Consider the following 14950-nt stretch of genomic DNA (forward strand, 5'->3'; position numbering starts at 1 on the left):
CAAGGCAGATCGCGGGAAAGTGAGCAGTTGTCACGGTCCGCTGCCTCGACGGCTCGAAACGGCTTCGGCAAAACAAAAGGACGAAATCGTATACAGATTTGGCGTGGAGGAACTTGCCGATGGCCATAACGGCCGATGTCGCGCCCAGGGAAACCAAGAACCGCTTCGCGATCGGGCTGGCGGTCGCCTTGGCGGCAATGATCCTTATCGATGTCGGAGCGGAACAGGGCATGCGCAAGGCGGCACTTTTTGCCGTCGGCTTGGCGATGGGTATCACGCTTTATACCGCCAGTTTCGGGTTCACCGGAAGCTGGCGCGCCTTCCTGTCGGATGGAAGGGGCGCCGGGCTGCGCGGCCAGATGCTGATGCTGGCCGTCGCCTGTCTGCTGTTCTTCCCGGCGATCGAAGCACGCGAACTGTTCGGCCATAGGGTCGGCGGCTTTGTCGCGCCGGTCGGCTTGTCGGTCGCGATCGGGGCGTTCCTGTTCGGCATCGGCATGCAGTTGGGCGGCGCCTGCGCCAGCGGGACCTTGTTTACCGTCGGCGGCGGTAACAGCCGCATGGTCATAACCCTGATTTTCTTCATCATCGGATCGGTCGCCGCGACGCATCATCTGGGCTGGTGGTTCACCCTGCCATCCTTCGGCACGATATCCGTCATTCGGCTTTTCGGTGCCTGGCAGGGTCTTGCCATGGCCCTGACCTTGTTTGCCGCCATCGCCGCATTTTCTGTCTGGGTTGAAATGCGGCGACATGGGCGGCTCGTCTCCCATCACCGGGACGGCGATGACCTTCGCCACCCCTTGTGGCGCGGCGCCTGGCCCTGGATCTGGGGTGCCGTCGCCCTGGCGCTTTTGAACTACGCGACCCTGGCCCTGGCCGGACGGCCTTGGGGCATCACCTCCGCCTTCGCCCTTTGGGGTGCGCAGGGCGCGGACGCCATTGGTCTGCCGGTCGGAGAATGGGACTATTGGCAGCGTCGCCCCGGCGCTCTTGCTCAAAGCCTGTTGACCGACACGACCTCGCTGATGAACTTCGGCATCATGATCGGCGCGCTCGCCGCCGCGGGCCTAGCCGGCAAGTTCGCACCCAGCTTCCGGATCGGACTGCGCCCCGCACTGGCGGCGGTCATCGGCGGCCTGTTATTGGGTTATGGCGCGCGTCTGGCCTTTGGCTGCAATATCGGCAGCTTCTTCAGCGGCACCGCTTCCGGCAGCCTGCACGGCCTGCTATGGCTGGCCTGTGCCGGGATCGGCAATGCCATCGGCCTGCGCCTTCGCCCATTTTTCAGGCTCTAGCCGCGGAACCGGGCCGGCGAAATCTCGGCTGAATTGACCCCGGCATCGACATGTTCCTGCGGCATCGATTTGCCGGTGATCGCCGCGGCGGCGAACTGGGCCATGGCAGGCGCGGTCTGGATGCCGTAACCGCCTTGACCCACAAGCCAATAGAACCCTTCATCCTCCGGATCGAAACCGTTCACCAGGACACCATCAGGCGCAAAAGTCCGCAACCCGGCCCAGCTGTTCTCGACACGGGTCACTTCCAAATCCGTGAAGGTCTGCATCCGATCGATACCGACCGCGACGTCGTAGTCGTCCGCGAAGGCGTCGCAGGGTTCGGACGGCGTCTCGTCAGCCGGCGACACCATCAACCGCCCGCCGTCCGGCCGAATATAGAAGCTCATATCCACCGCGGCACAAAGCGGCCAATCGCGGGTATCCGGATCGCCCGCCATCGTCACCATGGCCGCCGTCCGCCGCTTGGGCACAAGGCCCACGGGTTTAACCCCGGCCAGTTCGGCGACCACGTCGCCCCACGCCCCGGCCGCATTGACCAGAATTCGCGCCTGATAGGTCGACCCGCCCGCCGTGACGGTCCAACCGCCATCACTCTTTTCGATACCTGTCACCCGCGCGTCGCAGAACAGCCGCCCGCCCCGCCGTTTGAACAGACGCAGATAGCCCTGATGCAGCATGTCGACATCGATATCCTGGGCATCGGCGTCATAGGCCGCGCCGGCAATCAAATCCGCCTTCAACGCCGGGATCAAAGCCTTGGCCTCTTCCGGGGAAAGCCATTGCATGCCCGGCGCATTGTCAATCTCCGCCCGCAGCAGATCGTCCTGCCCTTTTTCACCAATCAGCATTTCGCCGCGCCGCTTCATCAAGGGTCCGTCGCAGAACCCCTCCGGCGGCGCGTTGAGAAACGACCAGCTTGCCCTGGTCATCGCGCGGACCTGAGGCGGCCCGTAATACTGAATCCAGGTCGCGGCGGAACGGCCGGTCGTGTGGTATCCGGGACGGTCCTCCGCTTCCAGCAGGATCACATCGCGGTCTTCGGCCAACAGCGCCGCGGCAGAAGCACCCGCAATTCCCGCGCCGATCACCAGGATGTCCGCGGTTTCGGTCATTTGTCCCATCCCAAAAAATAAACGGCGCCGACCCGGAATCCCCTCCCGGCAGGCGCCGCCCGGTTTAGAATTTGACGGTATCGCCGCCCTTCAAGCTCAAGATTTCCCGGGCCTCGTCAGGCTCGGCAACCTCCAGCGACAGGCTTTCGATGATGCTGCGCACCTTCTTGACCTGTTCCGCATTCGAGACGGCCAATTTTCCGCGATCGATGTAAAGGCTGTCCTCCAGACCGACACGGACGTTGCCGCCCATACCGGCGGCCACGGCGGCCAGGGGCATCTGCATCCGACCGGCACCCAGGATCGACCACTTGTATTGGTCGCCGAACAGTTTGTCGGCCGTCCTTTTCAGGAAGACGAGGTTTTCGGTGTCGGCCCCGATGCCGCCCAGGATGCCCATGACGAACTGAATAAAGACGGGAGCCTTCACCAGGCCGCGGTCGAAGAAGTGGCGAAGCGTGTAGAGATGGCCGACATCGTAGCATTCGAACTCGAACCGCGTCCCCTTCTCGCCCATCCGCGTCAGGATGCTCTCGATATCGTTGAACGTGTTCTTGAAAATGAAGTCCTTGGTGTTTTCCAGATATTCCGGTTCCCAGTCATACTTCCATTTGTCGTATTTCCCGAGCATCGGGAAGATACCAAAATTCATCGACCCCATGTTGAGGGAGCAGACTTCCGGCTCGGCGACGAGGGAGGGCGCAAGCCGCTCCTCCACACTCATCCCCAGGCCGCCGCCCGTGGTGATGTTCACCACAGCATTGGTGGACTGTTTGATCCGCGGCAGGAATTTCATATAGACGTCCGGGTCCTGGGTCGGACGGCCGTCTTCCGGCATGCGCGCATGCAGGTGCAGGATCGAAGCCCCGGCCTCGGCCGCCTCGATCGCCTGCTGGGCGATTTCATCCGGCGTAATCGGCAGATGTTCGGACATCGTCGGTGTGTGGATCGAGCCGGTGACGGCACAGGTGATGATCACCTTGTTGCGGCTGGCCATGGTTTCCCCCTGAAATCTGTTGCTTGTCGGTGCGGCAGAATAGGCGCGCCCAAGGGCGGTCGGCAAGTCGGCGCTCCAACCGCCGGGCGCAGATCGGAGCGAGGGCCTAGTTCACGTATTTCGGCATAATCAGGCGCGGCACCGCCATGATGACCTCAGGAAACACAATGATGATTCCCAGGACCAAAAGCATCGGCATCAGGATGATGCAGACGTCCCGCAAAGCGTCGATCAACCGTATCTTGCCGATCGCCGCCGCGATCAACAGACACAGGCCGTAGGGCGGCGTGACCAGCCCGAAGGCAAGGCTGATCACTCCGATGATGGCGAAGTGGATCGGATGCATCCCGACATGCTGCGTCACCGGATACAATACGGTGCCGAGAATGATGATGGCGGGGATCGCGTCGATGAACATGCCGATCAGCAGGAAGGCGAGTGCGCACATCACCCCGGTGCCAATAATGCCCAGCCCCATCAACTCGATCTGCGCGACCAGGGCGGCCGGAATCTTGAAATAGGCGAGGCACCAGCCGAAGGCCGAGGCGGTTCCGATACAAAACAGGGAAATCGCCGCGAAACGCGCGCTGTCGTATAGGATCTTCGGCAGCCGGGTCAGTTCGACGGACCGATAGATCAGAATGCCGAGCAGCAGCGAATAGATGACGGCGACGACGGACGCTTCCGTCGGCGTAAAGAAACCGCCGACGATACCGCCGACGATGATCAACGGCGTCATCAGCGCCAGCGAGGCGCTGCCTGCCGCTATCATCAGTTCCCTGAATGTCGAGCGGTCGTAGACCGGATAGCCGCGGCGCTTCGCATAGAGGTAGACGGTCAGCATCTGCGAACCGGCGATCAAGATACCCGGCACGACACCGGCCAGGAACAGGCCGCCGATCGAAACCGACATCAATCCGCCCCAGACCACCATCAGGATGGAGGGCGGAATGATCACCCCCATGACGCTTGAACACGCCGTAATCGCGACAGCGAAGGAGGTGTCGTATCCCTGCTTCTTCATTTGCGGGATCAGCAGGGATCCGATCCCGGCAGCGTCCGCCGTCGAACTGCCGGAGATACCGGCGAAAAGCATGCTGACGACCACATTGATATGACCAAGTCCGCCCGGCAGATGCCCGACCATGGCCCGGGCCAACCGGACCAGACGGTCCGTAATGCCGGCGGAATTCATCAAATTGGCGGCCAGCAGAAAGAACGGCACCGCGAGCAGGACGAAGGCGTTGTAGCTCTTGAACATCTCCCGCAGCAGCAGCACCGGCGTCAGGCGTTCCTCGATAAAAAAGACCGGCACGACAGCCAGGGCCAGGGCAAAGGCCACGGGCACGCGAAACAGGACGAGAATCCCGAACAGACCGAATAGAATTGCGGCAACTTCACCCGGCCCCATGATCATCCCCTGCGGCATTGAATTGCGGGCCCGGCCGCCCGGTACGGAATTCGACGACGGCGTCGTAGATCTTTTCGATCAGGAACACGACCCAGGTCACCCCGGCGATTGGCCAGGCGATGTAGATCGTCACCATCGGCAGTCCGGAAATCTCCGACAACTGCCGGGAACCGAGAACGGCGAAGTCCCGGCCGTAATAGACGAAGGTCGCCGCCACGGCGAACATGGCGATGTAACAGAGGATCTTGAAACAGAACTCGACGACCGGATTGCGGCTGTGCGGCAGGACGTCGACATCGAAATGGGTCCCGTCACGCACGGCAATCATCGCGCCGATCAGAATGATCCAGACGAAACAGAAGCGGGCGATCTCCTCCGTCCAGATGAACCGTGGAATGATCCCCGTATAACGGCTGAGGATCTGCATCGCGACCGGCACGATGAGTACCCCCATCAATACCGTCAGGATAATTTTGAGCACGCTGTAATAGGCGTTCAGAACGCTGCGCATGAACTCGATCCGTGTGGTGAGGAAAGAGAAGTCCGGCAGGGCGCCTGGACGCCCCGCCGGACCTGCGTAAGTGCGATTATTGGACCGCTTCGATGGCCTTCAGGACATCGGTCGCGCCAAGCTCCGCCGCATAGGCTTCCTTGACCGGTCCGGCCAATTCCAGAAGCTTTTCCCGTTCGGTGAAGACATGGGTGGTCAGCCAGCCCTTTTCTTCCATGGCCTTCAATTTCGCAGCATCCTGACCCGACTCTATGTCACGGCCGAGTTTACCGCCGATCTTACCGGCCTTCAGGATACATTCCTGCTCCGCCGGGGTCAGGCGCTCGAACGTGGCGTTCGAGAAGCCGAGCGGACGTACCGTGATCGCATGGGCGGTCAGCGCGATATGCGGCCCGACTTCGTAGAACTTCATCTGCTCGATACCGGCAGCTTCATTTTCCGCCGCGTCGATCACGCCGGTCTGAATGGCGTTGTAGACTTCCGAATAGGCGATAACGGACGGATGCGCCTTGATCGCCTCGAAAATCCGGGTCTGGATCGGCGCGCCCATGACACGCATCGGCAGACCTTCCAGTTCACCCATATTGGTGACCGGCCGGTTTACGATCAGCTGACGGGTTCCGCCGCCGGCATATCCGATCAGCCGCACATTGGCGGTCTTCAGAACATCCGCGGCCAACGGCGCCAGTGCATCCGCTTCCATCACCTTGTTCCAATGATCCAGGTCGCGGAACAGGAACGGCATGTCCATCAAGGGCGCCTTTTGCGAAAAGGTGGACATGTGCGAGGGGCTGACGATCGCATAGTCGACTGCGATACCCTGGCTCATGTTCTCGAAGTAGTCCTTCTCCAGGCCAAGTTCGGAATTCAAGTGAAGGTCGAACTTGAGCGAACCGCCGGAACAAGCGGCCGCTTCCTGCTCGAACTTGCGCAACGCTTTCGTGAACGCATGGCTTTCGTCGAATTGAACCGCACCGACGAGTGTGGTTTCCGCGCCGGCCGGTACGGCCGCCATCAGGGCGAAGGCGCACCCCAAGCCTAAGATATTGAAACTTTTCATTGTTTCCTCCCGTTAGATCCGCAGCTTTATGACTATCGGTTATCTACTATTGCCACGGTAACTCAGTAATCAATCATCGGCAAAAAACGCCGCGAGTCTACAGGAGAAACGCCAAAGAATTCATACTCCCCGGTCAGTGAGTTGTGACTAGGAGGCCACCATTGCAGGTTTTCGCCGCCAGCTGATCAACGCGATTCCGCCGCCGACCATGCCCAGTGCAATGAATATGGAGGGTGACAATTCCTCACCGAGCACGACCCAACTGGCCAGAACCCCGAACAAGGGCGCCAGGAAGCTGAAGGAGGTCATATCGGACGCGGGATAGATACGGAGGATCCAGAACCAGCTCAGGAATCCGATGCTGACGACAACAATGACCTGAAAGGCGAACAGGCTGAAGGTCAGGCTAGTCGGCTCGCGGATCGGCCCACCGATGAACAGGGCGACCGCCAGCAGAACGGGCGCCGAGACGACAAGCTGATAGATCAACTGCATCTCCGCCGACGACCGGGACAGATTGGTCGCCCGCGCCGTCAATGCGATGCCGGCCCAGCACATCGCGCCGGCGAGGCACATCATATCGCCAAGAAAGGCGTTCGGCGTCCAACTCGGCGGTTCGTCCAGCAAGGCGACCCCGACGCCCAGCACGGCCAGGACGAGGCCCAGCCCACGCCGCGGCGTGAGATGTTCGCCGGGAATAAGAAAATGCGCACCGAGCGCCACCCAGACCGGCATCGTATACATGAAGACCGACGCGCGGGAGACGGCGGTGTATTCCAACGCCGTGAAAAGCAGCATGAATTCGACCGCGAAGAGCGTCCCGCTGAACAGTCCTGGAACCAACGACCCGTCCCGCATGGTCAAGCGGCGGCGCATCACAATCGCGAACAAAAGAACCGGCACCAGGGCGCAAGCAGACCTCAGTCCGGCCTGAAAGACCGGCGAAAATCCGTCATTCACCAGTTTGATAGTCACCTGATTGAGGCCCATCAGAAAGGAAAAGCCCACCAGAATCGTCGCGCCGAGCGCATCGATGCGATCTTTCCTCTCCATAACAGGGACCCTTTCACACTGGCCGGGAATTCTCTTCCCCGTTCTTCGCAGACGACGGCCCGCCGCGCACTCCCCCGTCGCGCCAAAACACCTATGCCATAATTGGACTCCAAGCCGGCTGGTCAGGCCGGTAGTTTTCCATCGGGGTTTTGCGCGTCAATCGGCGGGTCAATCGGGACAACAAAACAGGGTAACGCAGGGATGGGCAAGCTCAATGAACTGACCGCCGTCGACGCCGCCGCCGGCATCGCGAGAGGCGCGTTCACCGCGGAAGCCTTGATGTCCGATTGCCTGGAGCGCGTCGGGCAGCGGGACGAGGATGTCAGAGCCTGGGCCTATCTGGATCCCGACCACGCGATGGGTCAGGCCCGGGATGCGGACGCGGCGCTGGAACGCTTGCAGGCAAGAGGCGAAGAACCCGCTCCCCTGCACGGCGTGCCGGTCGGCATCAAGGATATCATTGATACCGATGACATGCCGACGGAGAACGGCTCACCCGCCTTCGCGGGACGCCGGCCGAGCCTGGACGCGGCCTGCGTCGCCGCCTTGCGCGCCGCGGGTGCGATCATCATGGGCAAGACGGTCACAACCGAGTTCGCCAATATCCTGCCGTCCAAGACCAGAAACCCGAGAAACCTGAACCACTCGCCGGGCGGATCGTCCGCCGGTTCGGGGGCGGCCGTCGCCGACAATCAAGTCACGTTGGCCCTTGGAACACAGACAGGCGGCTCCGTCATCAGGCCGGCCTCCTTCAACGGGATTTATGGGCTCAAACCGACGCTCGGCATGATTCCGCGTTCCGGCGTCATGTTGCAGTCCCACACACTGGATACCGTCGGGGTTTACGGCCGCTGTCTCGATGATCTCGCCCTGATCGGGGACGTCCTTTCCGCACCGGATCGCGCCGATGCATACAGCTTCCGCGGAAGCCGTCCCCGACTGTCCTCGGCACTGGCACAGGATCGCGCTCGGGAACCGCGCCTCGCCTTTGTCAAAACGCCCGCCTGGCCAGAGGCCGAAGAGGAAGCTCAGGAAGCAATACTCTCGTTCACCGCGTCGTTTGGTAGCGCCTGTACCGAGGTTGACCCCCCCACCCCGTTCGGACAGATCCTGAACTTCCATGCAACAGTGATGGGTGCGGAAGACCTGGCGCATTACGCGCCGTTACTGGAGGACAGTCCGGACCTTATCAGCGACATGCTGAAGGCACGAATGGGCGAAGCGGCACGCATTCCGGCGGACAGCTACGTCAAAGCTTTGCTGGCGCGGGAAAAGCTGCAGCAAATCTTCGCGGCACTGTTCGAAAAGTTCGACGCCGTCATCGCCCTTTCAGCCGCAGGGCCGGCGCCGCGCGGGTTCGAGACCACGGGTAATCCGATCTTCAACGGCCTATGGACTTATCTTGGTTTTCCCTGCGTATCATTGCCTCTTCTTGCGGTGAAGGATATGCCGCTTGGCGTACAGGTCATTGGCCCCTATGGGGGGGACGCAGCGACACTGGCCGTATCCCGTTGGGTGGAACGCAACGGCAAGGCATAAGAATCGGCGCATCGCGGATAATCGAACAGGGAGAGCAACGAAAATGGAATACAAGTTTCTTGGCCGGACGGGCCTGAAGGTATCGGAATTGTGCTTCGGCACGATGTCGTTCGGCGGGGACGCTGATGAGGAACAATCCCTGCGCATGTTCAAGGCCTGCCGGGACAGCGGCATAAATTTCTTCGACTGTGCCGACGTCTATTCCAACGGCACGGCCGAACGTCTGCTGGGCAAGTTCATGGCGGGGTCGCGCGACGAATTGGTGATCACCTCGAAATGCTGGGGCAAGATGGCCGACGACGTGAATGGCGGCGGGTCCAACCGCCGTCATATCGTCCGCGCAGTCGAAGCCAGCCTGAAACGGTTGGGAACCGACCGGTTGGACGTCTTGTTCATGCACCGCTGGGACCCGAGCGTCCCGCTTGAGGAAACGCTGCGCGCGCTGGAATCGCTCGTTTCCAGCGGCAAGGTCATCCATATCGGCGCCAGCAATTACGCCGCCTGGCAGATCGCCAAGGGACTCGGCATTTCCGAACGTCGCGGATGGGCCCGGTTCGACGTGATCCAGCCGATGTATTCCCTGGTGAAACGGCAAGTGGAGAGCGAAATCCTTCCCCTCGCCGCCGAGGAGGGCCTGGGCGTCATCACCTATTCACCGATCGGCGGCGGGTTGTTGAGTGGGAAATATACCAAGCAGAACCGACCGGGCGACGGACGGCTCGTCACCAACAAATCCTACACGGCCCGTTATGGCGAGGATTGGGTCTTCGAGACGGCGGAGGCGTTTTCGGCCTTTGCCGCGGAGAAGGGCATTCACCCGGTGTCGCTCGCCGTCGCCTGGGTCGCGGCAAACCCCGCGGTCACCTGCCCGATCATCGGCGGACGCAGTCTGGAACAGTTGGAACCGTCCCTGAAATCCATCGAGGTCGATATGACGCCCGACCTTTATGCGGAGATGTGCGCCTTGACCCGCACGCCGCCGCCCGCGACGGATCGCCTGGAAGAAGCGAAATAGGCGTCGCGCATCTTGCCGGGCAATGCGGCTCAGCAGGTCTTCGCCAATTGAATGATCGCCGAGGTCAGAGGCGCCGCCGGGTCGGTGAGCGCCTCGACGATCGAGAAGTGGTGATGTCCTTCCATCACCGCTTCGGAGACTTGGCAGCCGTGACGGCGCATATGCTCGGCGAATAGGGCGCTCTGGCGATGGAATTCGGGGCTTTCCAGGCCGCCGACGGAGAGAATTACCGGGATCTTGACGGCCGGCGTCATGTTGATCGGACTCAGCACGGCTATATCCTCGGCCGTAAACCGGAACACACGCTGCATGCCGGTTTTGGACAAGGGCTCCAGATCAAATAGCCCGGAAATCGGCACCGATCCCTTCAGCAGATCGGCCGGCAGGTCTTCCCGGAATTCCGTCCAATCCGTGCAGGCGAGCGCCCCTGACAGATGCCCGCCGGCGCTATGCCCTGAAACGGTCATCCGGTTCCGGTCATAGCCGTAATCGCCGGCGACATCATGCGCGCGGGCAACCGCCGCGCGGCATTGCCGGATGATTTCCGCCAAGTCCACTTCGGGCATCAGGTCGTAATTGACCATCGCGACGGCAATGCCCGCCTTCAACATGGCGTCCGCCATATGCGCATGGTTGCGTTTGTCCAGCGCCTGCCAGTATCCGCCATGGATGAACAGGTGAAGCGGAGGGTTGGCCACCCCTTCCGGCATGAAGAGATCGAAACTCTGCCCCGGCGTTTCCCCGAACCAGACTTCCGCCCTGCGGTTCTTCTGATAGGCCGGCCCCGAAACACGCCACAGTTCGAAATACTTCTCATGATCCGGTGCCTGCGCCCGCGGGCTGTACTGAAAATTGACCTCGGCCTGGGTGAAATCGCCGTAAACCTTCGCATCCGGATCGCCGGCAGGCGGAACCACCGCGGAGAGCGCGACCTCGGGGCCCTTCAGGCTGGCATCCACGACCACCGAAATTTCAGGGAAATTCCCGGCTAAGGTTTCGCGGAACGCCAGATCGTAATCGATCAAGCGGTTCTGCAGCACGCCGATATCGGGCAGGCAAAGAATCATCCGACTCAAATGCGGCGGCATCGCGCCCTCCGCCATCATGGCGCCGGCAGCCCGTGTCAAAGCCAGCCGAAAGGCGGTCACCGGATCGTCCGTCGGTCCGTCCCCGGCGTTAAACTGATCCGTCACGACCAAACGCGTCCCCGCAGGAACGTTCTGATCGTCGAGGTCGGGCGCCGTTTCGACTTGAATGAACTGCATGCTTCCCCCTTTGCAAACGCCCGTCTTTGCGAGCGGTCCGAAACCGGTATAGTGACGCCATTAACGGACGTCAGAGTCCAGCATTTGTTCCGATTTGGGGTACCGGTATCGTCAGCATCGTCAAGGCGATGAAGGCCAACCGGGAATGGGAGATGGCAGTATGAGTGCACCGACCGTCAACAGCGACCGTCTTTGGCAAAGTCTTATGGAAATGGCGCAACATGGCGCAACGCCGAAAGGCGGTGTCTGCCGCCTGGCCTTGACCGATATCGACAAGGCGGGCCGCGACCTGTTCGTTGAATGGTGCCGCGACGCAGGCATGTCGATCCGGGTCGATCAGGTCGGCAACATCTTCGCGCGCCGCCCGGGGCGGGACCCCAATGCAGATCCGGTGGTCACGGGCAGCCATTTGGACAGCCAGCCCACCGGCGGCAAGTTCGACGGGGTCTACGGTGTGCTCGCCGGGCTGGAAGTCGTGCGCAGTCTGAACGATCAAGGCATCGAGACCGACGCGCCGATCGAGGTCGCTGTCTGGACGAATGAGGAAGGAAGCCGGTTTTCACCCGCCATGATGGGATCGGGGGTCTATGGCGGCGCCTTCACGCTTGAAGAGATTCTGGACAAGCGCGACATCGACGGAAAGCGGTTCGGGGATGAATTGCAGCGCATCGGCTATGCTGGCAACGACGATCCGTCGGACCATGCGATGAAAGCCTATTTCGAGGCGCATATCGAACAGGGGCCGATCCTGGAAGCCGCCGGACTGCCGGTCGGCGTCGTCACCGGGGCCCAGGGGCAGCGCTGGCACGAGATCACCGTGACGGGGATGGAGGCCCATGCCGGGCCAACGCCGATGGCAATCCGCAAGGATGCCCTGGTCGCGGCGTCGAAAATCATCCAGCGGGTCAATGAGATTGGGCACGAGCATCAACCGGGCGCCTGTGCCACCGTCGGCTTCATCCAATCGAAACCGAATTCCCGGAACGTCATTCCCGGCGAGGTGTTCCTGACGACCGACCTGCGCCACCCCGACGACCGGGAATTGAGCAAGATGGACGCGGCCCTGAAGGCGTTTTGCGCGCAGGTCGCGGCGGAAAGCGATGTCGCGGTCGATGTCGTCGATTTCTGGTATTTTGCCCCGACGCCGTTCGACGAAAAGCTCGTGACGCTGGTTCGCCAGGGCGCGGAACTTCATGGCTATCAAACGCAGCCGATCGTCTCGGGCGCCGGCCATGACGCCGTCTACGTCGCACGGCGCGCCCCGACGGCAATGATTTTCACCCCGTGTGAAGACGGTATCAGCCACAACGAAGTGGAGAACGCTACGCCCGAGGATTTGGCAGCCGGCTGCAACGTGCTTTACCACGCGATGCTGGAATCGGCCGGTTGGCGTCGCGGCGGCCATAACCAGCCCGACTAGTCCGGATTGACGAAAGGCGAACAAAGATGTCGAAAATCGAAACCGTTGAACAACTGCGTGCGCTCTATCCGGCTGCCAAGGGGCTTGCCGTGGACAAGCAACTGACCCGCCTGGATCCGCATTGCCGGAAATTCATCTCTCTTTCCCCATTCCTTGTACTGTCAACGAAGGGGCAAGACGGACTGATTGATATCTCCCCGCGCGGGGGTGACCCGGGCTTCATCCATGTCGAAGGTGACGAAACGCTTCTTCTGCCCGATTGGCCGGGAAACAATCGTTTGGACAATCTTGAGAACATCCTGGCCGACCCTGCGATCAGCGTAATCTTCCTGATACCGGGCGTGGACGAGACCTTGCGAGTCCATGGTGTCGCGGAGATCCGCATCGACGAGGCCCTGACCGGTCGCTTCGCCGTCGGTTCGAAACTGCCGAAATCCGTTCTGCGCATCCAGGTCAAGGAGGCCTATCTGCATTGCGCCAAGGCCTTGATGCGGGCGCGCTTGTGGGAGGCCGACGCACAGATCGAGCGGGGAGAACTACCTTCGATCGCCCAGATGATTCAGGACCAGGCCGGGCTCAGTGGACCGACCGAATCCCAGTCGGACATGGTAGCCAGGTATCGCAAAATATTATACTGACTGGTTCCAATAGATAACCGCCGGACGCCGCACAAAAAATTCTGACTGGCGTCGGCATTGGACGCGTATTGGATTAACCCCTGATCGGATACGGTATGGTGGCGAAAAGCGGGACCTCCGCATCAATGATCTTTGCCGGCATCGATTCCAGATTGCGCGACATGGTCGAGCAAGCAGGCGTCGGTCTTTACGCGATCGATTTCAGCGGGCGCTATGAGTTCGTGAACCGCCATTTCGCCGAGATGCTGGGTTACGGGACCCCCGAAGAGTGCCTGAAAATCGGCCTGACGGTTCAGGATATTTTCGAGAACCCGGAGGATCGAGAGTCCTCCCGTCAACGCGGCCTCAGGGAACAACAGGTTTCCGATTACCTCTTCAAGGCGAGACGGCGTGACGGCAGCACGCTCTGGGTCAGCGAGAATTTCTCTGTCATCCGCGACCCCACCGGGGAGGTTTCCGGTTTCGTCGGGTCGATCACCGATGTGACATCCTACGTCGAAGCGACCAGGAAGTTGGAAGCCGCCGAGCTCGACTTCCGACGATTTGTCGAGCGGGCGCATGAGGGGATTTATCGTTCCTCACTGGACGGTCGGCAATTGATGGCCAACCCGGCCCTTGTCCGATTGAACGGTTACGAGTCCGAAGAGGAACAATTGGCGTCGGTCCAGGATATCGGCGTGGAATGGTATGTCGACCCGAACCGGCGGGCCGAGTTCAAACGGTTGCTGGACGAGCATGGTTTTGTCGAGAATTTCGAATCGGAAATCTATACCCACAAGACCCGGAAACGAATCTGGATTTCCGAAAACGCCTATATCGTCCGCGACGACAATGGAACGCCGTTGTTCTACGAGGGCACGGTTCGCGACATCACCGAGAAGAAGGTGGCGGAGCGGAAGCTTCGCAAGGCGCTGCACACAGCGGAACAGGCAGATCGTGCCAAAGCGCGTTTCCTGGCCCATATGAGCCATGAGCTGCGCACCCCCTTGAACGCCATTCTAGGCTTCTCGGACCTGATCCGGAAACTCGCCGGGGACGGGATGCCGCCCGAGAAGATCGTCGAATACGCGTCCGACATCCATGAGAGCGGCAATCATCTATTGGACCTCATCAACGACGTCCTCGATCTGTCCCGGATCGAGAGCGACGCGATGAAGGTGGACATCGAACCGGTGGATACCGCCCGTGCGTTGGAAACGGCGATTGAGGTCGTCCGGCCGATGGCGCTGCAAAAACCGGTGGAGCTTGAATTGGAAGCGGATGGCGCGGAGACCCTTCTGGCCGATCCGCGCCGCCTGCATCAATGCCTGCTCAATCTGCTGTCCAATGCCATAAAATTCTCCCACGAAGGTGGGAAGGTATCCCTGACGGCCGATGTCACGGCCACGGAGGTTTCTTTGAGCGTGTCGGATAACGGCATCGGCATCCCGGAAAAACTGTTGCCATCGATCGGCCAGCCTTTCGTGACCCTGGAGGATCCTGCCGACACGGCGCAGAAGGGAACCGGCCTGGGCCTCACCATTACCCATTCACTGGTAAAACTGATGAAGGGCCGGATGCTGATCGAAAGTACACTCGGTGAGGGAACTACGGTGACGATCACGCTGCCCCGATACAGACGGGACTGA

General features: G+C 60.9%; 13 protein-coding genes. 6 read left to right on the forward strand and 7 right to left on the reverse strand.

What is annotated here, in order from left to right; translation table 11 throughout:
- Positions 1-119 precede the first annotated feature (119 nt).
- Positions 120-1298: a YeeE/YedE family protein gene (locus ACQK2G_RS16575; RefSeq protein ID WP_425406147.1), complete on the forward strand. Its 1179-nt coding sequence runs from the start codon at positions 120-122 to the stop codon at positions 1296-1298.
- Here the strand turns inward: ACQK2G_RS16575 and ACQK2G_RS16580 are convergent.
- The 6 genes from ACQK2G_RS16580 to ACQK2G_RS16605 all read right to left on the reverse strand — a co-directional run bounded on the left by ACQK2G_RS16580 (position 1295) and on the right by ACQK2G_RS16605 (position 7445).
- Entirely contained in the window at positions 1295-2413 is a 1119-nt protein-coding gene (locus ACQK2G_RS16580) for an NAD(P)/FAD-dependent oxidoreductase (protein WP_425406148.1), read from the reverse strand. The two genes, ACQK2G_RS16575 and ACQK2G_RS16580, sit on opposite strands and share 4 nt — an antisense overlap.
- Before the next feature lie 64 nt (positions 2414-2477).
- Positions 2478-3410, reverse strand: coding sequence for a 3-keto-5-aminohexanoate cleavage protein (locus ACQK2G_RS16585; protein WP_425406149.1), 933 nt, complete (start codon positions 3408-3410; stop codon positions 2478-2480).
- Between the two features lie 106 nt (positions 3411-3516).
- Complete coding sequence (locus ACQK2G_RS16590) at positions 3517-4821, reverse strand: TRAP transporter large permease (protein ID WP_425406150.1); 1305 nt, start codon at positions 4819-4821, stop codon at positions 3517-3519.
- Positions 4808-5332, reverse strand: coding sequence for a TRAP transporter small permease (locus ACQK2G_RS16595; protein ID WP_425406151.1), 525 nt, complete (start codon positions 5330-5332; stop codon positions 4808-4810). Before ACQK2G_RS16595 ends, ACQK2G_RS16590 begins: the two co-directional genes overlap by 14 nt.
- Positions 5333-5408: 76 nt before the next feature.
- Positions 5409-6392 (reverse strand): TRAP transporter substrate-binding protein, encoded by a 984-nt coding sequence (locus tag ACQK2G_RS16600; RefSeq protein WP_425406152.1) that lies wholly within the window; start codon positions 6390-6392, stop codon positions 5409-5411.
- Positions 6393-6539: 147 nt separating this feature from the next.
- Positions 6540-7445 (reverse strand): DMT family transporter, encoded by a 906-nt coding sequence (locus tag ACQK2G_RS16605; protein ID WP_425406153.1) that lies wholly within the window; start codon positions 7443-7445, stop codon positions 6540-6542.
- 201 nt (positions 7446-7646) lie between these two features.
- Between ACQK2G_RS16605 and ACQK2G_RS16610 the strand changes: the two genes are divergently transcribed.
- Together ACQK2G_RS16610 and ACQK2G_RS16615 are read left to right on the forward strand one after the other, a co-directional pair.
- The gene (locus ACQK2G_RS16610; RefSeq protein WP_425406154.1) at positions 7647-8984 is read left to right on the forward strand and encodes an amidase; all 1338 of its coding nucleotides are present in this window, start codon (positions 7647-7649) and stop codon (positions 8982-8984) included.
- A 43-nt stretch (positions 8985-9027) separates the two neighbouring features.
- Complete coding sequence (locus tag ACQK2G_RS16615; RefSeq protein ID WP_425406155.1) at positions 9028-9999, forward strand: aldo/keto reductase; 972 nt, start codon at positions 9028-9030, stop codon at positions 9997-9999.
- A 29-nt stretch (positions 10000-10028) separates the two neighbouring features.
- On the opposite strand, the gene ACQK2G_RS16620 is transcribed toward ACQK2G_RS16615, so the two are convergent.
- On the reverse strand, positions 10029-11264 hold the full coding sequence (locus tag ACQK2G_RS16620) for an alpha/beta hydrolase (protein WP_425406156.1): 1236 nt from the start codon (positions 11262-11264) through the stop codon (positions 10029-10031).
- Between the two features lie 160 nt (positions 11265-11424).
- Between ACQK2G_RS16620 and ACQK2G_RS16625 the strand changes: the two genes are divergently transcribed.
- The 3 genes from ACQK2G_RS16625 (at position 11425) to ACQK2G_RS16635 (ending at position 14950) form a co-directional block, all read left to right on the forward strand.
- Positions 11425-12684: a Zn-dependent hydrolase gene (locus ACQK2G_RS16625; RefSeq protein ID WP_425406157.1), complete on the forward strand. Its 1260-nt coding sequence runs from the start codon at positions 11425-11427 to the stop codon at positions 12682-12684.
- A 26-nt stretch (positions 12685-12710) separates the two neighbouring features.
- Positions 12711-13322 carry a pyridoxamine 5'-phosphate oxidase family protein gene (locus ACQK2G_RS16630; protein WP_425406158.1) on the forward strand — a complete coding sequence of 204 codons (612 nt, stop codon included), beginning with the start codon at positions 12711-12713 and terminating at the stop codon, positions 13320-13322.
- 95 nt (positions 13323-13417) lie between these two features.
- Positions 13418-14950: a PAS domain-containing sensor histidine kinase gene (locus ACQK2G_RS16635; protein WP_425406159.1), complete on the forward strand. Its 1533-nt coding sequence runs from the start codon at positions 13418-13420 to the stop codon at positions 14948-14950.

This window comes from Hwanghaeella sp. (assembly GCF_965227365.1).
In the GTDB taxonomy this organism is placed as follows: domain Bacteria; phylum Pseudomonadota; class Alphaproteobacteria; order UBA8366; family Aestuariispiraceae; genus Hwanghaeella.

Bases quoted from the DNA above. Each gene is read 5' to 3' on its own strand.
- ACQK2G_RS16595 (WP_425406151.1), bottom strand. From the start codon at position 5,332: ATGCGCAGCGTTCTGAACGCCTATTACAGCGTGCTCAAAATTATCCTG.
- ACQK2G_RS16615 (WP_425406155.1), top strand. From the start codon at position 9,028: ATGGAATACAAGTTTCTTGGCCGGACGGGCCTGAAGGTATCGGAATTG.
- ACQK2G_RS16635 (WP_425406159.1), top strand. From the start codon at position 13,418: ATGGTGGCGAAAAGCGGGACCTCCGCATCAATGATCTTTGCCGGCATC.
- ACQK2G_RS16605 (WP_425406153.1), bottom strand. From the start codon at position 7,445: ATGGAGAGGAAAGATCGCATCGATGCGCTCGGCGCGACGATTCTGGTG.
- ACQK2G_RS16600 (WP_425406152.1), bottom strand. From the start codon at position 6,392: ATGAAAAGTTTCAATATCTTAGGCTTGGGGTGCGCCTTCGCCCTGATG.
- ACQK2G_RS16630 (WP_425406158.1), top strand. From the start codon at position 12,711: ATGTCGAAAATCGAAACCGTTGAACAACTGCGTGCGCTCTATCCGGCT.
- ACQK2G_RS16590 (WP_425406150.1), bottom strand. From the start codon at position 4,821: ATGGGGCCGGGTGAAGTTGCCGCAATTCTATTCGGTCTGTTCGGGATT.
- ACQK2G_RS16580 (WP_425406148.1), bottom strand. From the start codon at position 2,413: ATGACCGAAACCGCGGACATCCTGGTGATCGGCGCGGGAATTGCGGGT.
- ACQK2G_RS16585 (WP_425406149.1), bottom strand. From the start codon at position 3,410: ATGGCCAGCCGCAACAAGGTGATCATCACCTGTGCCGTCACCGGCTCG.
- ACQK2G_RS16625 (WP_425406157.1), top strand. From the start codon at position 11,425: ATGAGTGCACCGACCGTCAACAGCGACCGTCTTTGGCAAAGTCTTATG.
- ACQK2G_RS16620 (WP_425406156.1), bottom strand. From the start codon at position 11,264: ATGCAGTTCATTCAAGTCGAAACGGCGCCCGACCTCGACGATCAGAAC.
- ACQK2G_RS16610 (WP_425406154.1), top strand. From the start codon at position 7,647: ATGGGCAAGCTCAATGAACTGACCGCCGTCGACGCCGCCGCCGGCATC.
- ACQK2G_RS16575 (WP_425406147.1), top strand. From the start codon at position 120: ATGGCCATAACGGCCGATGTCGCGCCCAGGGAAACCAAGAACCGCTTC.